This window comes from Escherichia sp. SCLE84 (assembly GCF_012584495.1).
Lineage (GTDB): Bacteria > Pseudomonadota > Gammaproteobacteria > Enterobacterales > Enterobacteriaceae > ECMA0423.
This window is the reverse complement of the sequence record NZ_CP051430.1, coordinates 1,894,698-1,919,027: the sequence shown is the minus strand read 5'-3', so window position 1 is coordinate 1,919,027 and position 24,330 is coordinate 1,894,698. Positions and strand designations below refer to the sequence as shown.

At 53.2% G+C, this 24,330-nt stretch carries 21 protein-coding genes, 1 pseudogene and 1 other annotated feature; of the genes and pseudogenes, 14 read left to right on the top strand and 8 right to left on the bottom strand.

Features of this window, described 5'->3' with window-relative positions; translation table 11 throughout:
* The first annotated feature begins 114 nt into the window (after positions 1–114).
* The 7 genes from apt (at position 115) to hemH (ending at position 7,720) form a co-directional block, all read left to right on the top strand.
* Positions 115–666, top strand: coding sequence for an adenine phosphoribosyltransferase (gene apt / locus HGD79_RS09525; protein WP_000127356.1), 552 nt, complete (start codon positions 115–117; stop codon positions 664–666).
* A 128-nt stretch (positions 667–794) separates the two neighbouring features.
* Entirely contained in the window at positions 795–2,726 is a 1,932-nt protein-coding gene (gene dnaX / locus HGD79_RS09520; protein ID WP_000122008.1) for a DNA polymerase III subunit gamma/tau, read from the top strand.
* Positions 2,059–2,123: a sequence feature (DnaX frameshifting element), on the top strand. Its footprint overlaps the gene before it by 65 nt.
* Positions 2,727–2,778: 52 nt before the next feature.
* A complete protein-coding gene (locus tag HGD79_RS09515) occupies positions 2,779–3,108 on the top strand; it encodes a YbaB/EbfC family nucleoid-associated protein (protein ID WP_000467098.1) in 330 nt (109 codons plus the stop codon).
* A complete protein-coding gene (gene recR, locus HGD79_RS09510) occupies positions 3,108–3,713 on the top strand; it encodes a recombination mediator RecR (RefSeq protein ID WP_001195025.1) in 606 nt (201 codons plus the stop codon). The genes HGD79_RS09515 and recR overlap by 1 nt, the downstream gene beginning before the upstream one ends.
* 109 nt (positions 3,714–3,822) lie before the next feature.
* A complete protein-coding gene (gene htpG / locus HGD79_RS09505) occupies positions 3,823–5,697 on the top strand; it encodes a molecular chaperone HtpG (protein ID WP_168848375.1) in 1,875 nt (624 codons plus the stop codon).
* Positions 5,698–5,877: 180 nt separating this feature from the next.
* Positions 5,878–6,522, top strand: a complete 645-nt coding sequence (gene adk, locus HGD79_RS09500; protein WP_001220233.1) for an adenylate kinase — start codon at positions 5,878–5,880, stop codon at positions 6,520–6,522.
* A 235-nt stretch (positions 6,523–6,757) separates the two neighbouring features.
* Positions 6,758–7,720 carry a ferrochelatase gene (gene hemH, locus HGD79_RS09495; RefSeq protein ID WP_001250088.1) on the top strand — a complete coding sequence of 321 codons (963 nt, stop codon included), beginning with the start codon at positions 6,758–6,760 and terminating at the stop codon, positions 7,718–7,720.
* On the opposite strand, the gene aes is transcribed toward hemH, so the two are convergent.
* Entirely contained in the window at positions 7,717–8,676 is a 960-nt protein-coding gene (gene aes, locus HGD79_RS09490) for an acetyl esterase (RefSeq protein ID WP_000801832.1), read from the bottom strand. The two genes, hemH and aes, sit on opposite strands and share 4 nt — an antisense overlap.
* Positions 8,677–8,827: 151 nt before the next feature.
* Here aes and gsk point away from each other — a divergent pair, with 151 nt between their 5' ends.
* Positions 8,828–10,132 (top strand): inosine/guanosine kinase, encoded by a 1,305-nt coding sequence (gsk, locus tag HGD79_RS09485; protein ID WP_000671574.1) that lies wholly within the window; start codon positions 8,828–8,830, stop codon positions 10,130–10,132.
* Between the two features lie 82 nt (positions 10,133–10,214).
* Here the strand turns inward: gsk and ybaL are convergent, their stop codons facing one another.
* Complete coding sequence (gene ybaL, locus HGD79_RS09480; protein ID WP_000546229.1) at positions 10,215–11,891, bottom strand: YbaL family putative K(+) efflux transporter; 1,677 nt, start codon at positions 11,889–11,891, stop codon at positions 10,215–10,217.
* A gap of 237 nt (positions 11,892–12,128) precedes the next feature.
* On the bottom strand, positions 12,129–13,349 hold the full coding sequence (gene fsr / locus HGD79_RS09475) for a fosmidomycin MFS transporter (protein WP_001251608.1): 1,221 nt from the start codon (positions 13,347–13,349) through the stop codon (positions 12,129–12,131).
* Between the two features lie 217 nt (positions 13,350–13,566).
* Here fsr and ushA point away from each other — a divergent pair, with 217 nt between their 5' ends.
* A complete protein-coding gene (gene ushA / locus HGD79_RS09470) occupies positions 13,567–15,219 on the top strand; it encodes a bifunctional UDP-sugar hydrolase/5'-nucleotidase (RefSeq protein ID WP_000771748.1) in 1,653 nt (550 codons plus the stop codon).
* A 36-nt stretch (positions 15,220–15,255) separates the two neighbouring features.
* On the opposite strand, the gene ybaK is transcribed toward ushA, so the two are convergent.
* The gene (gene ybaK / locus HGD79_RS09465) at positions 15,256–15,735 is read right to left on the bottom strand and encodes a Cys-tRNA(Pro)/Cys-tRNA(Cys) deacylase YbaK (RefSeq protein ID WP_000186631.1); all 480 of its coding nucleotides are present in this window, start codon (positions 15,733–15,735) and stop codon (positions 15,256–15,258) included.
* A gap of 203 nt (positions 15,736–15,938) precedes the next feature.
* Positions 15,939–16,733 (bottom strand): TraB/GumN family protein, encoded by a 795-nt coding sequence (locus tag HGD79_RS09460; protein ID WP_000365185.1) that lies wholly within the window; start codon positions 16,731–16,733, stop codon positions 15,939–15,941.
* A 137-nt stretch (positions 16,734–16,870) separates the two neighbouring features.
* Here HGD79_RS09460 and HGD79_RS09455 point away from each other — a divergent pair, with 137 nt between their 5' ends.
* A complete protein-coding gene (locus HGD79_RS09455) occupies positions 16,871–17,212 on the top strand; it encodes a HigA family addiction module antitoxin (protein WP_001370330.1) in 342 nt (113 codons plus the stop codon).
* A 113-nt stretch (positions 17,213–17,325) separates the two neighbouring features.
* Here HGD79_RS09455 and copA read toward each other — a convergent pair whose 3' ends face one another.
* Positions 17,326–19,830 (bottom strand): copper-exporting P-type ATPase CopA, encoded by a 2,505-nt coding sequence (copA, locus tag HGD79_RS09450; RefSeq protein WP_033557197.1) that lies wholly within the window; start codon positions 19,828–19,830, stop codon positions 17,326–17,328.
* 261 nt (positions 19,831–20,091) lie between these two features.
* On the opposite strand from copA, the gene glsA reads away from it, so the two are divergent.
* From glsA to cueR, 4 genes and pseudogenes are all read left to right on the top strand, one after another.
* Positions 20,092–21,024, top strand: coding sequence for a glutaminase A (gene glsA, locus HGD79_RS09445; RefSeq protein ID WP_000883016.1), 933 nt, complete (start codon positions 20,092–20,094; stop codon positions 21,022–21,024).
* Between the two features lie 2 nt (positions 21,025–21,026).
* Positions 21,027–22,319, top strand: a complete 1,293-nt coding sequence (locus HGD79_RS09440; RefSeq protein ID WP_000982172.1) for an APC family permease — start codon at positions 21,027–21,029, stop codon at positions 22,317–22,319.
* A gap of 30 nt (positions 22,320–22,349) precedes the next feature.
* Positions 22,350–22,447 (top strand): annotated as a pseudogene (locus HGD79_RS26605) (hypothetical protein); the annotation flags it as partial.
* Positions 22,444–22,851: a Cu(I)-responsive transcriptional regulator gene (cueR, locus tag HGD79_RS09435; RefSeq protein ID WP_001026747.1), complete on the top strand. Its 408-nt coding sequence runs from the start codon at positions 22,444–22,446 to the stop codon at positions 22,849–22,851. The pseudogene HGD79_RS26605 and the gene cueR, both read left to right, overlap by 4 nt.
* Here cueR and HGD79_RS09430 read toward each other — a convergent pair whose 3' ends face one another.
* Positions 22,852–23,310: an NfeD family protein gene (locus HGD79_RS09430; protein ID WP_000970335.1), complete on the bottom strand. Its 459-nt coding sequence runs from the start codon at positions 23,308–23,310 to the stop codon at positions 22,852–22,854.
* Positions 23,307–24,224 (bottom strand): SPFH domain-containing protein, encoded by a 918-nt coding sequence (locus HGD79_RS09425; RefSeq protein WP_000904502.1) that lies wholly within the window; start codon positions 24,222–24,224, stop codon positions 23,307–23,309. The genes HGD79_RS09430 and HGD79_RS09425 overlap by 4 nt, the downstream gene beginning before the upstream one ends.
* Between the last annotated feature and the right edge of the window lie 106 nt (positions 24,225–24,330).

The following is a 24,330-nucleotide window of genomic DNA, read 5'->3' as shown; positions in this document are numbered from 1 at the left end:
GTACATTCTGGCGTTTTCGAGCACAGGCGCAGGCGGTCAAAGGTTAAACAACTGTTACTTTTGATACGTTTAAAACGCGCCGTGAGTACCACCGTAACAAGCAGGCATACACTTATGACCGCGACTGCACAGCAGCTTGAGTATCTCAAAAATAGCATCAAAAGCATTCAGGACTACCCAAAACCCGGCATTCTTTTCCGCGATGTCACCAGCTTACTGGAAGACCCGAAAGCTTACGCTCTCAGCATCGACTTGCTGGTTGAGCGTTACAAAAATGCGGGCATTACCAAAGTTGTCGGCACCGAAGCGCGTGGCTTCTTGTTTGGCGCTCCGGTAGCTCTGGGTCTGGGCGTTGGCTTTGTACCGGTCCGTAAACCGGGCAAACTGCCGCGTGAAACCATCAGTGAAACTTACGACCTGGAATACGGCACCGATCAGCTGGAGATCCACGTTGATGCCATCAAACCGGGCGACAAAGTTCTGGTGGTGGACGATCTGCTGGCAACCGGCGGCACTATCGAAGCGACCGTTAAACTGATCCGTCGTCTGGGTGGTGAAGTGGCTGACGCTGCGTTCATTATCAACCTGTTCGATCTCGGCGGCGAACAGCGTCTCGAAAAACAGGGCATTACCAGCTACAGCCTTGTCCCGTTCCCGGGCCATTAATTATCGCCAGTCTTGTGCTGCCCACGCTACGGACAGCACAAGATGTGCATTCAGCCTCGCCGTTCTGACGGGGCTGTGTTAGCATTACCCCTTCGTGAATCCACCTTCCAGCGTTTCAGAGCCTGCCAATGAGTTATCAGGTCTTAGCCCGAAAATGGCGCCCACAAACCTTTGCTGACGTCGTCGGCCAGGAACATGTGCTGACCGCACTGGCGAACGGCTTGTCGTTAGGGCGTATTCATCATGCTTATCTTTTTTCCGGTACCCGTGGCGTCGGAAAAACCTCTATCGCCCGACTGCTGGCGAAGGGGCTAAACTGCGAAACCGGCATTACCGCGACGCCGTGCGGCGTGTGCGATAACTGTCGTGAAATCGAGCAGGGGCGCTTTGTCGATCTGATTGAAATCGACGCCGCCTCGCGCACCAAAGTTGAAGATACCCGCGACCTGCTGGATAACGTCCAGTACGCTCCGGCGCGTGGTCGTTTCAAAGTTTATCTGATCGACGAAGTGCATATGCTGTCGCGCCACAGCTTTAACGCACTGTTAAAAACCCTTGAAGAGCCGCCGGAGCACGTTAAGTTTCTGCTGGCGACGACCGATCCACAGAAATTGCCGGTGACGATTTTGTCGCGCTGTTTGCAATTTCATCTCAAGGCGCTGGATGTCGAGCAAATTCGCCATCAACTTGAGCACATCCTCAACGAAGAACATATCGCTCACGAGCCGCGGGCGTTGCAATTGCTGGCGCGCGCCGCTGAAGGCAGCCTGCGAGATGCCTTAAGTCTGACCGACCAGGCGATTGCCAGCGGTGACGGCCAGGTTTCAACCCAGGCAGTCAGTGCGATGCTGGGTACGCTTGACGACGATCAGGCGCTGTCGCTGGTTGAAGCGATGGTCGAGGCCAACGGCGAGCGCGTAATGGCGCTGATTAATGAAGCCGCTGCCCGTGGTATCGAGTGGGAAGCGTTGCTGGTGGAAATGCTCGGCCTGTTGCATCGTATTGCGATGGTACAACTTTCGCCTGCTGCACTTGGCAACGACATGGCCGCCATTGAGCTGCGGATGCGTGAACTGGCGCGCACCATACCGCCGACGGATATTCAGCTTTACTATCAGACGCTGTTGATTGGTCGCAAAGAATTACCGTATGCGCCGGACCGCCGCATGGGCGTTGAGATGACGCTGCTGCGCGCGCTGGCGTTCCATCCACGTATGCCTCTGCCTGAGCCAGAAGTGCCACGCCAGTCCTTTGCGCCCGTCGCGCCAACGGCAGTAATGACGCCAACCCAGGTGCCGCCGCAACCGCAATCAGCGCCGCAGCAGGCACCGACTGTACCGCTCCCGGAAACCACCAGCCAGGTGCTGGCGGCGCGCCAGCAGTTGCAGCGCGTGCAGGGAGCAACCAAAGCAAAAAAGAGTGAACCGGCAGCCGCTACCCGCGCGCGGCCGGTGAATAACGCTGCGCTGGAAAGACTGGCTTCGGTCACCGATCGCGTTCAGGCGCGTCCGGTGCCATCGGCGCTGGAAAAAGCGCCAGCCAAAAAAGAAGCGTATCGCTGGAAGGCTACCACTCCAGTGATGCAGCAAAAAGAAGTGGTCGCCACGCCGAAGGCGCTGAAAAAAGCGCTGGAACATGAAAAAACGCCGGAACTGGCGGCGAAGCTGGCGGCAGAAGCCATTGAGCGCGACGCGTGGGCGGCACAGGTGAGTCAACTTTCGCTACCAAAACTGGTCGAACAGGTGGCCTTAAATGCCTGGAAAGAGGAGAGCGACAACGCAGTATGTCTGCATTTGCGCTCCTCTCAGCGGCATTTGAACAACCGCGGTGCACAGCAAAAACTGGCTGAAGCGTTGAGCACGTTAAAAGGTTCAACGGTTGAACTGACTATCGTTGAAGATGATAATCCCGCGGTGCGTACGCCGCTGGAGTGGCGTCAGGCGATATACGAAGAAAAACTTGCGCAGGCGCGCGAGTCCATTATTGCGGATAATAATATTCAGACCCTGCGTCGGTTCTTCGATGCGGAGCTGGATGAAGAAAGTATCCGCCCCATTTGATCGTAAGCACAGCTTACGTTCGTCATCCTTAACGTGATTGAGAGAGAAACCTATGTTTGGTAAAGGCGGTCTGGGTAACCTGATGAAGCAAGCCCAGCAGATGCAAGAAAAAATGCAGAAAATGCAGGAAGAGATCGCGCAGCTGGAAGTCACCGGCGAATCTGGCGCAGGTCTGGTAAAAGTGACCATCAACGGTGCACACAACTGCCGTCGCGTAGAGATCGACCCGAGCCTGCTGGAAGACGACAAAGAGATGCTGGAAGACCTGGTGGCTGCAGCATTCAACGACGCAGCACGTCGTATTGAAGAAACGCAGAAAGAAAAAATGGCCTCTGTATCCTCCGGAATGCAGCTGCCGCCTGGCTTTAAGATGCCGTTCTGATGCAAACCAGCCCGCTGTTAACACAGCTTATGGAAGCACTGCGCTGTCTGCCGGGCGTTGGCCCGAAGTCGGCGCAGCGTATGGCGTTCACGCTGCTTCAGCGCGATCGTAGCGGCGGGATGCGTCTGGCGCAGGCGCTCACCCGGGCGATGTCGGAAATCGGCCACTGCGCCGATTGCCGCACTTTCACCGAACAGGAAGTCTGTAACATCTGTTCGAATCCGCGTCGTCAGGAAAACGGTCAAATCTGTGTGGTGGAGAGTCCGGCGGACATCTACGCCATTGAGCAGACGGGGCAGTTTTCAGGCCGTTATTTTGTGTTGATGGGGCACCTGTCACCGCTGGACGGCATCGGTCCGGATGATATCGGCCTTGATCGTCTGGAACAGCGTCTGGCAGAGGAAAAAATCACTGAAGTGATCCTCGCCACCAATCCCACGGTTGAAGGTGAAGCTACCGCTAACTACATTGCCGAGCTTTGCGCGCAATATGACGTGGAAGCCAGCCGAATCGCTCATGGCGTACCGGTTGGCGGCGAACTGGAAATGGTCGATGGCACCACGCTGTCACACTCCCTTGCCGGGCGTCATAAGATTCGTTTTTAAGCAAACGAGAGCAGGATCACCTGCTCTCGCTTGAAATTATTCTCCCTTGTCCCCATCTCTCCCTCATCCTGTTTTTAACCTTAAAATGGCATTATTGAGGTAGACCTACATGAAAGGACAAGAAACTCGTGGTTTTCAGTCAGAAGTGAAACAGCTTCTGCACCTGATGATCCATTCTCTCTATTCCAATAAAGAAATCTTCCTGCGTGAGCTTATCTCTAACGCCTCCGATGCGGCGGACAAGCTGCGTTTCCGTGCGCTATCTAACCCGGACCTGTACGAAGGTGATGGCGAACTGCGCGTTCGTGTCTCTTTCGATAAAGACAAGCGCACGCTGACCATCTCCGATAACGGCGTGGGGATGACCCGCGACGAAGTGATTGACCATCTGGGGACTATCGCTAAATCCGGTACCAAATCATTCCTCGAATCCCTGGGTTCTGACCAGGCGAAAGACAGCCAGCTGATCGGTCAGTTTGGTGTTGGTTTCTACTCTGCGTTTATCGTGGCCGACAAAGTGACCGTGCGTACTCGCGCGGCAGGCGAAAAACCAGAAAACGGCGTCTTCTGGGAATCGGCTGGCGAAGGTGAATATACCGTTGCCGACATCACCAAAGAAGATCGTGGTACTGAAATCACCCTGCATCTGCGTGAAGGCGAAGACGAGTTCCTCGATGACTGGCGCGTGCGTTCCATCATCAGCAAATACTCCGACCATATCGCGCTGCCGGTAGAGATCGAAAAACGCGAAGAGAAAGACGGCGAAACCGTTATCTCCTGGGAGAAAATCAACAAAGCGCAGGCGCTGTGGACTCGTAACAAGTCGGAAATCACCGATGAAGAGTACAAAGAGTTCTACAAACACATCGCCCACGACTTTAATGATCCGCTGACCTGGAGCCACAACCGCGTTGAAGGTAAGCAGGAGTACACCAGCCTGCTGTACATCCCGTCCCAGGCTCCGTGGGATATGTGGAACCGTGATCATAAACACGGCCTGAAACTGTACGTCCAGCGTGTGTTCATCATGGACGACGCAGAACAGTTCATGCCGAACTATCTGCGCTTCGTGCGTGGTCTGATTGACTCCAGCGATCTGCCGCTGAACGTTTCCCGTGAAATCCTCCAGGACAGCACGGTAACGCGTAACCTGCGCAATGCGCTGACCAAGCGTGTGCTGCAAATGCTGGAAAAACTGGCGAAAGACGACGCGGAAAAATACCAGACCTTCTGGCAACAGTTTGGCCTGGTACTGAAAGAAGGTCCGGCGGAAGATTTCGCTAACCAGGAAGCGATCGCCAAACTGCTGCGTTTTGCTTCTACTTATACCGATTCTTCTGCGCAGACCGTGTCTCTGGAAGACTACGTTTCCCGCATGAAAGAAGGGCAGGAGAAAATCTACTACATCACTGCAGACAGCTATGCGGCAGCGAAGAGCAGCCCGCACCTGGAACTGCTGCGTAAGAAAGGCATCGAAGTTCTGCTGCTTTCCGACCGCATCGATGAGTGGATGATGAACTATCTGATTGAGTTCGACGGTAAACCGTTCCAGTCGGTGTCTAAAGTTGACGAGTCGCTGGAAAAACTGGCTGACGAAGTTGATGAGAGCGCGAAAGAAGCGGAGAAAGCACTGACTCCGTTCATCGACCGTGTGAAAGCCCTGCTCGGCGAGCGCGTGAAAGATGTCCGTCTGACTCACCGTCTGACCGATACGCCAGCGATCGTTTCGACCGACGCGGACGAAATGAGCACTCAGATGGCGAAACTGTTCGCTGCGGCGGGCCAGAAAGTGCCAGAAGTGAAATACATCTTCGAACTGAACCCGGATCACGTACTGGTGAAACGTGCGGCAGATACTGAAGATGAAGCGAAGTTCAGCGAGTGGGTAGAACTGCTGCTGGATCAGGCGCTGCTGGCAGAACGCGGCACGCTGGAAGATCCGAACCTGTTTATTCGTCGTATGAACCAGCTGCTGGTTTCCTGATGTCATGCCGGATGACCTTTGTGTCATCCGGCATTTTTCTTTTCATCATCTGCACTTTCCGCAAATTATCTCGCCATTAACCGTTTCAGCCTCAGGTGCCTTTCTTGAGGCAATCGCCTGTTGGTGGTATCGTTTATCGCTTTTTCAAAAAATTCGACACATTTTAAGGGGATTTTCGCAATGCGTATCATTCTGCTTGGCGCTCCGGGCGCGGGGAAAGGGACTCAGGCTCAGTTCATCATGGAGAAATATGGTATTCCGCAAATCTCCACTGGCGATATGCTGCGTGCTGCGGTCAAATCTGGCTCCGAGCTGGGTAAACAAGCAAAAGACATTATGGATGCTGGCAAACTGGTCACCGACGAACTGGTGATCGCGCTGGTTAAAGAGCGCATTGCTCAGGAAGACTGCCGTAATGGTTTCCTGTTGGACGGCTTCCCGCGTACCATTCCGCAGGCAGACGCGATGAAAGAAGCGGGCATCAATGTTGATTACGTTCTGGAATTCGACGTACCGGACGAACTGATTGTTGATCGTATCGTAGGCCGCCGCGTTCATGCGCCGTCTGGTCGTGTTTATCACGTTAAATTCAATCCGCCGAAAGTAGAAGGCAAAGACGACGTTACCGGTGAAGAACTGACTACCCGTAAAGACGATCAGGAAGAAACCGTGCGTAAACGTCTGGTTGAATACCATCAGATGACTGCACCGCTGATCGGCTACTACTCCAAAGAAGCGGAAGCGGGTAACACCAAATACGCGAAAGTTGACGGCACCAAGCCGGTTGCTGAAGTTCGCGCTGATCTGGAAAAAATCCTCGGCTAATTCGAAAGCGCGCACGGACAGTCCCCTCGCCCCCTCGGGGAGAGGGTTAGGGTGAGGGGAACAGGCCCGCACAAGCAAACTTATCAGCAATCTCAGGCCGGATATTCATTCGGCCTTTTACAAAAACCTCAATCTGCGCTATTCCTTTTTCTGATTTGACCTCTCACAGCAATTAGTTCTTCTTCCTCACTTTTCCGCTACAATTATCAACAAGTTGAATCGATAAGAGGCGGTAATGCGTCAGACTAAAACCGGTATCCTGCTGGCAAACCTGGGTACGCCCGATGCCCCCACACCTGAAGCGGTAAAACGCTATCTGAAACAATTTTTAAGCGACAGACGCGTGGTTGATACCTCACGGTTGTTATGGTGGCCGTTGCTGCGCGGCGTGATTTTGCCGCTGCGCTCGCCGCGTGTGGCGAAGCTGTACGCCTCGGTCTGGATGGAAGACGGCTCGCCGCTGATGGTTTACAGCCGCCAGCAACAGCAGGCGTTGGCACAACGTTTACCGGATACGCCCGTAGCGCTGGGCATGAGCTACGGCTCGCCATCACTGGAAAGCGCCGTCGATGAACTCCTGGCAGAGCATGTAGATCATATTGTGGTGCTGCCGCTTTATCCGCAATTCTCCTGTTCTACGGTCGGTGCGGTATGGGATGAACTGGCACGCATTCTGGCGCGCAAACGTAGCATTCCGGGGATATCGTTTATTCGTGATTACGCCGATAACCACGATTACATTAATGCACTGGCGAACAGCGTACGCGCTTCTTTTGCCAAACATGGCGAACCGGATCTGCTGCTGCTCTCTTATCATGGCATTCCCCAGCGTTATGCAGATGAAGGCGATGATTACCCGCAACGTTGCCGCACAACGACTCGCGAACTGGCTTCCGCACTGGGGATGGCACCGGAAAAAGTGATGATGACCTTTCAGTCGCGCTTTGGCCGGGAACCCTGGCTGATGCCTTATACCGACGAAACGCTGAAAATGCTCGGAGAAAAAGGCGTAGGTCATATACAGGTGATGTGCCCGGGCTTTGCTGCGGATTGTCTGGAGACGCTGGAAGAGATTGCCGAGCAAAACCGTGAGGTCTTCCTCGGTGCCGGCGGGAAAAAATATGAATATATTCCAGCGCTTAATGCCACGCCGGAACATATCGAAATGATGGCTAATCTTGTTGCCGCGTATCGCTAAAGCTGAGCGGTAAAGAACTGAGCGCCGTCGCGAAGAGCCTCGTCGGCGGTTTTCATCATTCGTGAATAATGCAAAAAGGCATGCAGCGTACCTGGGTAGAGTTTGAACTCACAGGGCTGCTGATGCGCCGCTAACGTCTGGTAAAGCAGACGGCTGTCATCCAGCAGCGGATCGAACTCCGCCCCGGCAATAAAACAGGGCGGAACTTCGCGAGTGAGATCATTATTAAACAGACAGTAATACGGTGACTCGCGGTCCGCGTCGTTGCTTAAATACGCCTCTTCATACATCTGCAAATCCTGTTGCGTTAAGCCATCCCAGACACCGCCCAACAGACGACGAGTCACGGAATCCCGTAATCCGTAAAGCCCATACCACAGCAAAACACCCGCAATTTTACCGCAATCGATCTGTTTATCACGCAACCACAACGCACTGGCGAGCGCCAGCATGGCACCTGCGGAATCACCGGCAAAGCCAATGCGGGACATATTGATTTGATAATCCTCCGCCTGCTGGTGGAAATAACAACAAGCAGCCACAATTTCCTCTATCGCTTGCGGAAAACGCGCTTCAGGTGAAAGGGGGTAATCAATACCAATCACCGTACATTGGCTGTAGCTTGCCAGCAGGCGCATGATGCGATCGTGGGTATCGAGATTGCCGAGAATAAAACCGCCTCCATGCAAATAAAATAGCGTCGCCGGGCTATCTGGCTGCGGACAAAAGAGACGTGTTTCCACCTGCCCATATTTTGTTGGAACCATGTAAGCTCTGGTTGCCATTTCTGGAGCGCCCGCATTCCAGAATCGGCGCTCAAGCGTGTAATACTGTCGTTGCTCAGCAATCGTTCCCGTTGCGGGCCAGGACGGTAAATCCGGCTGAAGAGTATTCACAACGGTCTTCATTTCAGCAGAAATAAGGTCCAGAACAGGTAGTTTGTTTTCCGGCTTCATACAAAAACTCCTTTCAAATTACGTCATTGTAAGGAACCACTGCCATGAAAATGCGATCCCGCCTGCTGATATTGAAACTGGCTGCGTCTCGCGCGCTCCCGTCAGATTGTGTTAACATTCGCCGCTCAGTTAACCACCCGTAAAAACAACCATGAAATTTCCCGGTAAACGTAAATCCAAACATTACTTCCCTGTAAATGCACGCGATCCGCTGCTTCAGCAATTCCAGCCAGAAAACGAAACCAGCGCCGCCTGGGTCGTAGGTATTGACCAGACGCTGGTCGATATTGAAGCGAAAGTGGATGATGAATTCATTGAGCGTTATGGATTAAGCGCCGGGCATTCACTGGTGATTGAGGATGATGTAGCCGAAGCGCTTTATCAGGAACTAAAACAGAAAAACCTGATTACCCATCAGTTTGCGGGTGGCACCATTGGTAACACCATGCATAACTACTCGGTGCTCGCGGACGACCGTTCGGTGCTGCTGGGCGTCATGTGCAGCAATATTGAAATTGGCAGCTATGCCTATCGTTACCTGTGTAACACCTCCAGCCGTACCGATCTTAACTATCTACAAGGCGTGGATGGCCCGATTGGTCGTTGCTTTACGCTGATTGGCGAGTCCGGGGAACGTACCTTTGCTATCAGCCCTGGCCACATGAACCAGCTGCGGGCTGAAAGTATTCCGGAAGATGTGATTGCCGGAGCCTCGGCTCTGGTTCTCACCTCTTATCTGGTGCGTTGCAAGCCGGGTGAACCCATGCCGGAAGCAACCATGAAAGCCATTGAGTACGCGAAGAAATATAACGTACCGGTGGTGCTGACGCTGGGAACTAAGTTTGTCATTGCCGAGAATCCGCAGTGGTGGCAGCAATTCCTCAAAGACCACGTCTCTATCCTTGCGATGAACGAAGATGAAGCCGAAGCGTTGACCGGAGAAAGCGATCCGTTGTTGGCATCTGACAAGGCGCTGGACTGGGTAGATCTGGTGCTGTGCACCGCCGGGCCAATCGGCTTGTATATGGCGGGCTTTACCGAAGACGAAGCGAAACGTAAAACCCAGCATCCGCTGCTGCCGGGCGCTATAGCGGAATTCAACCAGTATGAGTTTAGCCGCGCCATGCGCCACAAGGATTGCCAGAATCCGCTGCGTGTATATTCGCACATTGCGCCGTACATGGGCGGGCCGGAAAAAATCATGAACACTAATGGAGCGGGGGATGGCGCATTGGCAGCGTTGCTGCATGACATTACCGCCAACAGCTACCATCGTAGCAACGTACCAAACTCCAGCAAACATAAATTCACCTGGTTAACTTATTCATCGTTAGCGCAGGTGTGTAAATATGCTAACCGTGTGAGCTATCAGGTACTGAACCAGCATTCACCTCGTTTAACGCGCGGCTTGCCGGAGCGTGAAGACAGCCTGGAAGAGTCTTACTGGGATCGTTAAGTTATCGACCAGACCGGACGACGATGGCATCCGTAGGCCGGATAAGATGCGCTAGCATCGCATCCGGCAATAACGTCTTGTTTTACCCCGTCACCACCTCACCTGCCGGTGGCGTTTCCAGCAATTCCAGCATAGTACGGGCAATTTCACGTTCACCCATCACTACCTGATTCGCGCCACGTTCGGTGATATACGTCACTTCATCGTCATAATGGGCGCGGGCGATAATCTCAATATCCGGGTTTTTCGCGCGGGCAGACGCCACAATCTCACCCGCTTCATAACCGTTGGGGATCGTCAGGATCAGCCATTTTGCACATTCCAGATGCGCCAGTTGCATAATTTCTTCGTTCGCTGCATTGCCCAATACAGCGCGGACCCCACGCTCTCGCAGCTCATCAACACGGGTTCGTGACGTCTCAATCACCACCAGCGGAATATCAGAGGCGAGCAATTTCTCCCCCAGCAGGCTGCCTACACGACCGTAACCCACCAATAGCGCATGGTTGCAAATATCCACTGGGATCTGTTTCTCTTCTTCGATTGCCTCTTCCAGCGTCTGCTCTTCCAGCGTTTCGGTCTTCGCCAGATATTTCTCCAGTAGTGCGAACAGTACCGGGTTGAGCATAATCGACAGGATCGCCCCTGCCAGTACCAGGTTTTGTCCGGCCTGCGGCAGTAAATTCAATGCCATTCCCAGTCCCGCCAGGATAAACGCGAACTCACCAATCTGCGCCAGGCTGGCGGCGATGGTTAATGCCGTACGTTGGGAGTGACCAAACAGTCGCACCAGGAAAAATGCGGCTAACGACTTACCAAACAGAATAATCGCCAGCGTCGCCAGCACTGCCAGCGGTTGCTGAATCAGAATTAACGGATCAAACAACATCCCGACGGAGACAAAAAACAGCACCGCAAACGCGTCGCGCAATGGCAGCGTATCGTGGGCGGCACGGTGACTCAGTTCAGATTCGTTCAGTACCATCCCGGCAAAGAACGCACCGAGTGCAAAGGAGACATCAAACAGCTCTACCGCACCAAAGGCAATCCCTAACGCCAGCGCCAGCACCGACAGGGTAAACAGCTCGCGAGAACCGGTTGCCGCGCTGCGTGCCATAATCCACGGCACCAGACGGCGACCTACCAGCATCATAATGGCGATAAATGCGATCACCTTGCCGATGGTGATCCCCATATCGACTGCAAGAGTGGCAAAGCCCACATCGCCTTGTTCCATCATTCCTGCCACTGCGGGCAGCAACACCAGCGTCAGAACCATTACCAGGTCTTCCACAATCAACCAACCGATGGCGATTTGCCCACGCTGACTGTCAATTAATTGCCGTTCTTCAAGTGCGCGCAGTAACACCACGGTACTGGCGGTGGAAAGACATAAACCGAACACGATACCGGTCATTAACGACCAGCCCAGCACGGCAGAGAGCGCCATACCCAGCAGCGTCGCCACGGCTATCTGGGCGATTGCACCGGGAATGGCGATGGCCTTTACCGCCATCAAATCCTTCAGCGAAAAGTGCAAACCGACGCCAAACATCAACAGAATGACGCCCAGTTCAGCCAGTTCCGGCGCAAGCTTGGTATCGGCAACAAAGCCCGGAGTGAATGGTCCTGCCAGCACACCCGCTAACAGATATCCCACCAGAGGAGAAATACGTAGTTTATTGGCCAGCATGCCGAGGATAAAGGCGAGCACAAGGCCGCCAACAATGGTGGTGATAAGCGGGGTGGCGTGATGCATTCCGTCTCCTTTTCCTGGTGGTTATTGTCCATTTTTGGCCGGGGAAACCAAAATTACAGGTAATAGTTTATGACAATTTCATTGATGATGTTCATGAATAATTATTGAATTTTGCAGAAAAATGGAATTAGCTGCAAAAAAAGCACGGATCGGAAAACAGAAGGCGGTTTAACAGAGGAAAGGCTTATGGCGACTGTAAAACGATGCAGCCAAAGTTTGCCTTTGGCTGCAATGAAATCAGTCTTTATGCCGGTTATCAGGCAGGAATATGGTCAACATCCCCAATAGTGGCAGGAAAGCACAGATTTTATAGACTAACTCGATACTGGTGTGATCGGCGATAAGCCCCAGAACTGCCGCTCCCAGACCTCCCATACCAAAAGCAAAACCGAAAAAGAGTCCAGAAACCATACCGATACGTCCCGGAAGCAGCTCCTGAGCGTAAACCAGAATGGCAGAGAATGCCGAAGCGAGGATAAATCCAATAATCACCGTTAAAACCCCCGTCCAGTGCAGGCTGGCGTAGGGTAAAATCAGCGTAAACGGCGCAACGCCGAGGATAGAGCCCCAAATCACATATTTCCGCCCAATTTTATCCCCTACAGGCCCGCCGATCACCGTACCTGCCGCAACGGCAAACAGGAAGGCAAACAGATGAAGCTGAGCATTCTGGATAGATAATCCGAATTTTTGCATCAGATAAAAGGTGTAATAGCTGCTGATGCTCGCCATATAGAAATATTTCGAGAAAATGAGGATTAACAGAATGCTGACCGCCAGTACCACTTTGTTGCGCGGCAGTGGATTGATAATCGTCGCTTTGGGTTTTCCTTTATTCATTCGGTGCTGTGCCGAGTACCAACGGCTGATTTGCGCCAACACCACGATCGCCAGCAGTGCCGCAAGCACAAACCAGGCAACGTTGCCTTTGCCATAAGGCGCGATAATCACCGCCGCCAGCAAGGGTCCCAGGGAACTGCCAAAGTTGCCGCCGACCTGAAAGATAGATTGCGCCAGGCCATGCCGCCCGCCGGAAGCCATACGGGCTACGCGAGAAGATTCCGGATGAAAGACCGATGAACCGGTACCGACCAGCGCCGCCGCCAGCAGAACTGCGCCAAAACTGCCCGCCAGCGCAAGCAGCACCAGACCACTTAAGGTAAAGCACATGCCAATTGGCAACGACCACGGCATCGGATATTTATCGGTCCAGTAGCCGACCACTGGTTGCAGTAGCGAAGAGGCGAGCTGGAAGGTGAGGGTTATCATGCCAATCTGCATAAATGTCAGAGAAAATTCTGACTGAAGCAGCGGATAAATCGCCAGAATCAGCGATTGGATCATGTCGTTCAGCAGATGTGAGAGGCTGATAGCACCTAAAATACCAAACGATGTTCGGGCCTTGGTCGTTGACGCAGCCGCGCCCGCCACAGGCTGGGGTTGTTCACTCATTGCCATAGGAAAGTCACTTTTTCAGGGTTGCGATGTAAAGAATGATCTTATTTGTGATTATTACCCGACTAACATACCTGTATGCGTCGTCTGAAGGAAGTCTCAACGCCGAATACAGAATTTCTAATCTGGATGCAGATTTATCTTCACCGGACGCAGACTTGTCTATGATGTCGCGTCATACTATTTTTCAACACGTTGAAATCAGGTCAGGGAGAGAAGTATGAAATTATTGCAGCGGGGCGTGGCGTTAGCGCTGTTAACCACATTTACACTGGCGAGTGAAACTGCTCTGGCGTATGAGCAGGATAAAACCTACAAAATTACAGTTCTGCATACCAATGATCATCATGGGCATTTTTGGCGCAATGAATATGGCGAATATGGTCTGGCGGCGCAAAAAACGCTGGTGGATGGTATCCGCAAAGAGGTTGCGGCTGAAGGCGGTAGCGTGCTGCTACTTTCCGGTGGCGACATTAACACTGGCGTGCCCGAGTCTGACTTACAGGATGCCGAACCTGATTTTCGCGGTATGAATCTGGTGGGCTATGACGCGATGGCGATCGGTAATCATGAATTTGATAATCCGCTCACCGTATTACGCCAGCAGGAAAAGTGGGCCAAGTTCCCGTTGCTTTCCGCGAATATCTACCAGAAAAGTACTGGCGAGCGCCTGTTTAAACCGTGGGCGCTGTTTAAGCGTCAGGATCTGAAAATTGCCGTTATTGGGCTGACAACCGATGACACAGCAAAAATTGGTAACCCGGAATACTTCACTGATATCGAATTTCGTAAGCCCGCCGATGAAGCGAAGCTGGTGATTCAGGAGCTGCAACAGACAGAAAAGCCAGACATTATTATCGCGGCGACCCATATGGGGCATTACGATAATGGTGAGCACGGCTCTAACGCACCGGGCGATGTGGAGATGGCACGCGCGCTGCCTGCCGGATCGCTGGCGATGATCGTCGGTGGTCACTCGCAAGATCCGGTCTGCATGGCGGCAGAAAACAAAAAACAGGTCGATTACGTGCCGGGTACGCCATGCAAGCCAGATCAACAAAACGGCATCTGGATTGTGCAGGCGCATGAGTGGGGCAAATACGTGGGACGGGCTGATTTTGAGTTTCGTAATGGCGAAATGAAAATGGTTAACTACCAGCTGATTCCGGTGAACCTGAAGAAGAAAGTGACCTGGGAAGACGGGAAAAGCGAGCGCGTGCTTTACACTCCTGAAATCGCTGAAAACCAGCAAATGATCTCGCTGTTATCACCGTTCCAGAACAAAGGCAAAGCGCAGCTGGAAGTGAAAATAGGCGAAACCAATGGTCGTCTGGAAGGCGATCGTGACAAAGTGCGTTTTGTACAGACCAATATGGGGCGGTTGATTCTGGCAGCCCAAATGGATCGCACTGGTGCCGACTTTGCGGTGATGAGCGGAGGCGGAATTCGTGATTCTATCGAAGCAGGCGATATCAGCTATAAAAACGTGCTGAAAGTGCAGCCATTCGGCAATGTGGTGGTGTATGCCGACATGACCGGTAAAGAGGTGATTGATTACCTGACCGCCGTCGCGCAGATGAAGCCAGATTCAGGTGCCTACCCGCAATTTGCCAACGTTAGCTTTGTGGCGAAAGACGGCAAACTGAACGACCTTAAAATCAAAGGCGAACCGGTCGATCCGGCGAAAACTTACCGTATGGCGACATTAAACTTCAATGCCACCGGCGGTGATGGATATCCGCGCCTTGATAACAAACCGGGCTATGTGAATACCGGCTTTATTGATGCCGAAGTGCTGAAAGCGTATATCCAGAAAAGCTCGCCGCTGGATGTGAGTGTTTATGAACCGAAAGGTGAGGTGAGCTGGCAGTAATCCGAAAGTGCCGGATGTTTGCATCCGGCACAATGCTTAATCGCGGCGGGCGATATCAGCAAATTTGGCATCGAGGATCTTTGCCAGATCGCCTGCCGCCAGTTCGATATCCAGTCCGCGCTTGCCGCCGGAAACATAAATAGTGGCAAATTCTTGTGCGGGGGCGTCGATAATCGTTGGCAGACGTTTTTTCTGCCCCAGTGGGCTAATCCCCCCAACCAGGTATCCCGTCGAACGCTGCGCGACCATCGGATCGGCCATCTCAACTTTCTTGGCACCCAGCGCTTTTGCTACTTTTTTAAGATCCAGTTGACCTGCGACCGGCGTAACGGCCACGGCAAGGTGTTTCATATCACCGTTCACTGCCACCAGCAGCGTTTTGTAGACCTGATCCGGATTCAAACCTAATTTTTTGACGACTTCATCGCCAAAATTGGTTTCAGCCGGATCGTGCTCGTAGGTATGGATTTGAAACGAAATCTTGTTTTTTTCGAGTAATTTAACTGCGGGTGTCATGGTAATTTTCCTGCCTTAAACAAAAAAACGAAGCAAGCATACGCCTGATGGCGGTCCAAAAAAAAGAGTCATCTTGCCTAAGAGTATTGGCAGGATGGTGAGATTGAGCGACAATCGAGTTACACCGTCGCTTAAAGTGACGGCATAATAATAAAAAAATGAAATTCCTCTTTGACGGGCCAATAGCGATATTGGCCATTTTTTTAGCGCAACATTTGCGGCAAATTCCCTTCTCCATACAGGTGTAGTGCACCGACCGCGACCACATATCGCCCCGGCGGCATGGCGCGTAATTTATCCCGCCAGGCGAGATTTCGCTGATGCATCAGCACATCGTACAGCGACTGACTGAACGTATTGGGCAGCGTTATATCATTATTTTGCGGCGGTGCATTCAGCCACCAGCTCATCATTTGTTGCAGCAACCGTGCGTTGGTATGCCAGTGGGTCAGCGTATCGTCCAGCAGCGCCAGTCCTTTGTCAGGGAGCTGGAGCAACATGGTAATCTGGTTTTCAGCCCCTTCCAGTTCAATCACGGGTTTATGTTGTTGCTTCGCCGCCTGCAATAACTGGTAATCGATACCGTATTCTGCCCGCAGCCCCAGTTTTTGTGCCTGCGTCGCCTGAAGAACCATCGCGATTTGCCACAGCGGTTGAGTAGAAAAGAGCGACGGAGAAATGCCCATCTCCTGGCTAATGTGCTGCAGATTTTGGAGTTGCTCCTCGTTAATGCGCTCTTCCAGCGCCTCGCAAGTAGGCACATTAGCAAAAGGCGTATCGCTGGTGGAAACATCCGCCTCGACGATCAGCGCATCGGCGTTTTTGAGCTTTTTGAGCAAACGGGTGGGCAGGGGAGCCATATCGTGGCTACCCATATGAATACTGCCAATCAGATGAAAATGGCGATTGCCGGGAAGGGTGATATCGATGGCAGGCCAGGTGTAATGATTACCGCGCAGCGCGGCCCAAAGCGTTTTTACCCGGTACAACAGATCCATACGACCTCCCTTTGTGAAATATCATGCTAGCGCGCGGTGAGGGATGGCGCAAATGGAGTTGGGGACTTGTTTAATGTGTTTGTATGATTCAGTATGTTCTTGCATCGCTATTCACAGGGAAGCAACAGTTAAAAACCATGAAACAGGCAACAAGAAAACCGACGACACCCGGAGATATTCTTCTCTATGAATATCTGGAACCGCTCGATTTGAAAATCAATGAGTTAGCAGAGTTGCTGCATGTTCATCGTAATAGCGTCAGTACACTGATCAATAATAATCGTAAACTCACCACTGAGATGGCATTCCGTCTGGCGAAAGTTTTTGATACCACAGTCGATTTTTGGCTAAACCTCCAGGCGGCAGTTGATCTTTGGGAAGTTGAAAACAACATGCGCACCCAGGAAGAATTGGGACGGATTGAAACAGTGGCTGAATATTTGGCACGCCGTGAAGAGCGTGCAAAAAAGGTCGCGTAAGGCCAAAACATCGCTTCATCTCGTAGGCCGGATAAGGCGTTTACGCCGCATCCGGCAGTCATGCGTCGATGCCAAATGTGCCACCCTAAAGCAGCGCATCCGCAATGACGTACTTATTCCTTCGGTTTAAACCGCAGCAACCGGTTGGCGTTACTCACTACGGTAATCGACGAGAGCGCCATTGCCGCTCCGGCAACTACCGGGTTAAGCAGTGTTCCAGTAAACGGCCACAAAATACCGGCGGCGACCGGAATACCGATACTGTTGTAGATAAACGCGCCGAGCAGGTTCTGTTTCATGTTGCGCAGCGTTGCGCGGGAAATAGCGAGCGCATCCGCAACGCCCATCAGGCTATGGCGCATCAGGGTAATCGCCGCGGTTTCAATGGCAACATCACTGCCGCCCCCCATCGCAATACCGACATCCGCCTGGGCCAGCGCTGGCGCGTCGTTAATGCCGTCGCCCACCATTGCCACCTGACGTCCTTCACTTTGCAGATGTTTGATCGCTTCGGCTTTACCGTCCGGCAACACTCCGGCGATCACCTCATCAATCCCTGCTTCTTTGGCGATCGCATTGGCGGTGGTTGGGTTATCCCCGGTCAACATCACCAGACGATATCCCGCTTTATGCAGGCGTTGCAGCGCCGCCACGCTATCACTACGCAACGGATCGCGTACAGCCAGCAGGGCTACTGCTTTCCCGTCAATCGCCAGCAGCACAGGCGTTGCTCCTTGCGATGCCTCAGCTGAAATATCGGCTTCAATCGCTTTAGTATCGACTTGCTGGTCATTTAACAGCGCCTGATTGCCCAGCAATAACGCATGACCTTCAGCTTCACCGCTCACGCCCAGCCCGCGCAATGTGCGGAAACCGTTGACCTGCGGCAGCTGCATATCACCTGCTTTATCGAGGATCGCCCGTGCCAGCGGATGGCTGGAACCTTGCTCCAGTGCCGCCGCCAGACGCAATGCCTGCGCTTCATCAACATCAGCAAACGTTTTCACTGCGACAACCTGCGGCTTCCCTTCGGTCAGCGTCCCGGTTTTATCGAACACGACGGTATCGAGTGTACTGGCGCGTTGCAGCGCGTCGGCGTCCCGCACCAGCACGCCAAACTCAGCCGCCCGCCCGACGCCGGAAATAATCGACATCGGCGTCGCCAGCCCCAGCGCACACGGACAGGCGATAATCAGTACCGTGGTGGCAATCACCAGGGTATAAACAATTTGCGGTGCCGGACCAAAGAAGTACCAGATTGCCGCACTGACCAGCGCAATCACCACCACCACAGGTACAAATACGGCTGAGATTTTATCCGCCAGCTGACCGATTTCTGGCTTGCTGCTCTGGGCCTGGCGCACCATGCGAATGATCCGTGACAGCGTGGTATGGCTGCCAACCGCACTGGCACGAAACAGCACGCTACCGTCCTGTACCACTGTCCCGGCATGGACGCTTTCGCCTTCGCCTTTTTGCTGCGGGATTGGTTCGCCCGTCAGCATCGCTTCATCCAGCCATGCTTCGCCCTGGGTAATCTCGCCATCTACCGGCACGCGATCGCCGGTCGTCAGGCGCAGCAACATACCTGGCTGCACTTCCGCCAGAGGCACGCTTTTTTCACCTTCGTCAGTAACCAGGCGCGCCGTCGGTGGGGTTAAATCGAGTAATTTCTCCAGCGCCTTAGAAGAACGCTGACGTGCGCGCGCTTCCAGCATATGGCCGAGATTAATCAGACCGATAATCATCGCACTGGCTTCATAGTAAAGATGCCGCGCTTCCATCGGGAACCACTGCGGCCACAGGTTGACGCTCATCGAATAGAGCCACGCCACACCCGTTCCCAGCGCCACCAGCGTATCCATCGTCGCTGCACCGTTCAGCAGGCTTTTCCATGCACTGCGGTAAAAATGGCCGCCGGCGAAAACCATCACTGCCAGGGTTATCAGGCCGATAACTAACCACAAGCTGCGGTTGTCAGCGGTGACCATCATGTTATCGCCGATCATCCCCCAGACCATTACCGGGATACCCACAGCCAGTGCAACAATTGCCTGCCAGCGGAAGCGCTTCATCGTAGCTACGGCGGTTTCTTGCTGGCGCTCGCGGCGTTTAGCGTCATCTTCAATCGCTTCCGCACCGTAGCCCGCTTTTTCCACCGCCTGCACTAAATCTTGTGGGGAGGCACTGCCCATCACCAGCGCAGTACGCTCCGCCAGGTTTACCCGTGCCTGAGTGACGCCCGGTACGCTTTGCAGCGCATTTTGTACGCGGGTGACACAGCTGGCGCAGCTCATGCCGCTCAGCAGCAACTGCTGGCTGTCATCGTCATCGGCGGTCGCTGCCGGAAGCGCCTCAGAAACCGCTGTCAGTGCTTCCGACGGGATTGATGACTCCGCCAGCGGTTTAGCCTTTGGGTGGCTTACAGATGCGTCATAACCCGCTTGTTTGATGGTTTCGATCAGCTGTTCTGCACTGGCAGTCCCGGTAACGTGCGCTTCAGTGATAGACACATCCGCTTGTTCCACATCCGGGCGCTGTTCGAGACTTTCTTTCACGCGTTTAACGCAGTGACCGCAGGACAGGCCGTCCAGGGTCAGGTCGATAGTTTGTGACATAAAACACTCCTTTAAGACAGTTTTGACTGGCTGTGATAAAGGTTAAACCTTCCAGCAAGGGGAAGGTCAAGAAATTAATAAACCAGGCGAGTAAAAGTCCGTAAAGATTAAAAAATTGGCTCAATTTGCATCAGGATTAGACATTTATCTCTTTGTTTTCCTGTAGTTAAGTTGCGGGTGCTAAGTTAAATCAGGATGCCTCAAAATCGGCACCGGGGTGAGGAATTACCTCCCGCATCTATAAAAAGGAGTTAACAAAAGATGTTAGATGCAAACAAATTACAGCAGGCAGTGGATCAGGCTTACACCCAATTTCACTCACTTAACGGCGGTCAAAATGCCGACTACATTCCCTTTCTGGCGAATGTGCCTGGTCAACTGGCGGCAGTGGCTATCGTGACCTGCGATGGCAAGGTCTATAGTGCGGGTGACAGTGATTACCGCTTTGCGCTGGAATCCATCTCGAAAGTCTGTACGTTAGCCCTTGCGTTAGAGGATGTCGGCCCGCAGGCGGTACAGGACAAAATTGGCGCTGACCCGACCGGATTGCCCTTTAACTCAGTTATCGCCTTAGAGTTGCATGGCGGCAAACCGCTTTCGCCACTGGTAAATGCTGGCGCCATTGCCACCACCAGCCTGATTAACGCTGAAAATGTTGAACAACGCTGGCAGCGAATTTTACATATCCAACAGCAACTGGCTGGTGAGCAGGTAGCGCTCTCTGACGAAGTCAACCAGTCGGAACAAACAACCAACTTCCATAACCGGGCCATTGCCTGGCTGCTGTACTCCGCCGGATATCTCTATTGTGATGCAATGGAAGCCTGTGACGTGTACACCCGTCAGTGCTCCACGCTCCTCAATACTGTTGAACTGGCAACACTTGGCGCGACGCTGGCGGCGGGGGGAGTGAATCCGCTGACGCATAAACGCGTTCTTCAGGCCGATAACGTGCCGTACATTCTGGCCGAAATGATGATGGAAGGGCTGTATGGTCGCTCCGGTGACTGGGCATATCGCGTTGGTTTACCGGGCAAAAGCGGTGTAGGTGGCGGTATTCTGGCGGTCGTCCCTGGTGTGATGGGAATTGCCGCGTTCTCACCACCGCTGGACGAAGAAGGCAACAGTGTTCGCGGTCAAAAAATGGTGGCATCGGTCGCTAAGCAACTCGGCTATAACGTGTTTAAGGGCTGATCATGATGAACACGGAAGGTAATAACGGTAACAAACCCCTCGGTCTATGGAACGTCGTTTCCATCGGCATTGGGGCAATGGTGGGGGCGGGGATCTTCGCGCTGCTGGGGCAGGCTGCATTGCTAATGGAAGCCTCGACCTGGGTCGCCTTTGCTTTTGGCGGTATTGTGGCGATGTTTTCCGGTTATGCCTATGCGCGTCTGGGGGCGAGCTATCCCAGCAATGGCGGCATTATCGACTTCTTTCGTCGCGGATTAGGCAACGGCGTCTTTTCGCTGGCGCTCTCGTTACTGTACCTGTTGACGCTGGCGGTGAGCATCGCCATGGTCGCCCGTGCTTTTGGCGCTTATGCCGTGCAGTTTTTGCATGAAGGCAGCCAGGAGGAGCACCTTATTTTGCTCTACGCGTTGGGGATCATTGCGGTGATGACGCTTTTCAACTCCTTAAGCAACCATGCGGTAGGGCGGCTGGAAGTGATCCTCGTCGGCATTAAAATGATGATCCTGTTATTGCTGATTATTGCCGGTGTCTGGTCGCTGCAACCGGCGCATATTTCCGTCTCTGCGCCCCCCAGCTCCGGTGCGTTCTTCTCCTGTATCGGGATAACCTTCCTTGCCTATGCGGGCTTTGGCATGATGGCGAACGCGGCGGATAAAGTGAAAGATCCGCAGGTCATTATGCCGCGGGCGTTTCTGGTGGCGATTGGCGTTACCACGTTGCTTTATATCTCGCTGGCACTGGTTTTGCTTAGCGATGTATCGGCATTAGAGTTAGAAAAATATGCCGATACCGCCGTAGCGCAGGCTGCTTCTCCGCTGCTCGGACATGTGGGTTATGTGATCGTCGTCATCGGCGCTTTACTGGCGACGGCTTCAGCCATTAACGCGAACCTGTTCGCCGTGTTTAACATCATGGACAACATGGGCAGCGAACGCGAACTGCCGAAGCTAATGAATAAATCCCTGTGGCGGCAGAGTACCTGGGGCAACATCATTGTCGTGGTGTTGATTATGCTGATGACGGCGGCGCTAAATTTAGGCTCACTCGCCAGTGTTGCCAGCGCCACCTTTTTGATTTGCTACCTGGCGGTGTTTGTGGTGGCGATCCGCCTGCGTCATGATATTCACGCCTCGTTGCCGATTCTTATCGTTGGTACGTTGGTGATGTTGTTGGTGATCGTTGGCTTTATCTACAGTCTGTGGTCCCAGGGTAGCCGTGCGTTGATATGGATTATTGGCTCACTCTTACTCAGCCTTATTGTGGCAATGGTCATGAAGCGCAATAAAACCGTATAACATCTCTCTGTGCGCAGTACTTCCTGTATTATTGTGGTGGCGGTCGATATTCGCACTGGCAAAAAAACGTGCTTGAATATCTGTTGAAACCCTTTAACAAAGCACAGGAGGCGTTGCGCGAACGATGAACATCAGCGATGTAGCAAAAATTACCGGCCTGACCAGCAAAGCCATTCGCTTCTATGAAGAGAAGGGGCTGGTGACGCCGCCGATGCGCAGCGAAAACGGTTATCGCACCTACACGCAGCAGCATCTCAACGAACTGACCTTACTGCGCCAGGCACGGCAGGTGGGCTTTAACCTGGAAGAGAGCGGCGAGCTGGTGAATCTGTTTAACGACCCGCAGCGGCACAGCGCCGACGTCAAACGGCGCACGCTGGAGAAGGTGGCGGAGATCGAACGACACATTGAGGAGCTGCAATCCATGCGCGACCAGCTGCTGGCACTGGCGAATGCCTGCCCTGGCGATGACAGCGCCGACTGCCCGATTATCGAAAATCTCTCCGGCTGCTGTCATCATCGGGCAGGGTGATTAAGACGAGACGGCTCGGATATGTAGGGTTATCCCTTCTATCGCAATGACTTCAACATGCGTACCTGCACCGAGATCCTCGCTGGCGCTGACAGGCCATGAACTGTCACCGACGCGCATATGACCGCGCCCGTTGACCAGCGGAGATTCCAGCACAAAACGTCGGCCAATCAGCTGCTGCCCGCGCTGGTTTAAATGACTATCGCTGTGCTTTTGTTCGCGCACCCGCCGCGACAACCATTTCCACCACAGCCAGGCGGCGAGCAGCGTCAGGATGGCAAACATCACCCCTTGCCACTCCCAACCCAGCGGCACCAGCCAGACCACCAGGCCGGTAATCACCGCTGACACGCCGCTCCACAGCAAATAACCATTTCCGCCCAGCATCTCGGCTGCCAGCAGCAACCCGCCGAGACTGAGCCAGAAAATATGTGGATGAACGACCATTAACTCCATCATGGCTGAGTCCGTTTGTTGGCGCTGTCTTTCACCAGCTCGGCAATCCCGGCAATCGACCCCATCAGGCTGCTGGCCTCTAATGGCATCATCACTACTTTGCTGTTACTGGAGGAACCGATCTGCTGTAACGCTTCGGTGTATTTCTGCGCTACGAAGTAGTTCACCGCCTGAATATCACCGGAGGCAATGGCTTCAGATACCATTTTGGTGGCGCGGGCTTCTGCTTCGGCAGAACGTTCACGCGCTTCGGCCTGTAAGAATGCCGACTGACGTTCACCTTCCGCTTTCAGAATTTGCGACTGTTTTTCACCTTCCGCTTTGAGTATTTCCGCCTGACGGATCCCTTCCGCTTCAAGGATGTAAGCGCGTTTGGTACGTTCCGCTTTCATCTGCGCGTTCATTGAAGAGATAAGCTCTGCCGGTGGGCGCACGTCGCGAATTTCAATACGGGTGACTTTAATCCCCCACGGGTTGGTGGCTTCATCGACAATACGCAGCAGGCGTGAGTTGATGCTGTCGCGCTGAGAGAGCATTTCGTCAAGTTCCATTGAACCCAGCACGGTACGGATGTTAGTCATGGTCAGGTTGATGATCGCCAGCTCCAGATTGCTGACCTCATAAGCCGCGCGTGGCGCGTCAATCACCTGAATAAAGCACACGGCGTCGATGGTAACGTTGGCGTTATCTTTCGAGATAACTTCCTGGGAAGGGATATCGAGCACTTGCTCCATCATATTGATCTTGCGACCAATGCGATCCATAAACGGCACCACCAGACTGAGCCCCGGCTGTAACGTTTTGGTATAGCGACCAAAACGTTCTACCGTCCATTGATAGCCCTGCGGCACGATTTTGACGCCCGCGCCGACAATGACCAGCGCGACAAAAATGAGAATCGGGATAAAGATAAGCATCGGAAAAACCTCCTGTTGTACCGTCCATAATCAGCAAAATTGCTGCTTGATTAAACAAATTATACCTGATTACTGAAAGAGAGTTCCCCCTTATTCCTGCGAAGGA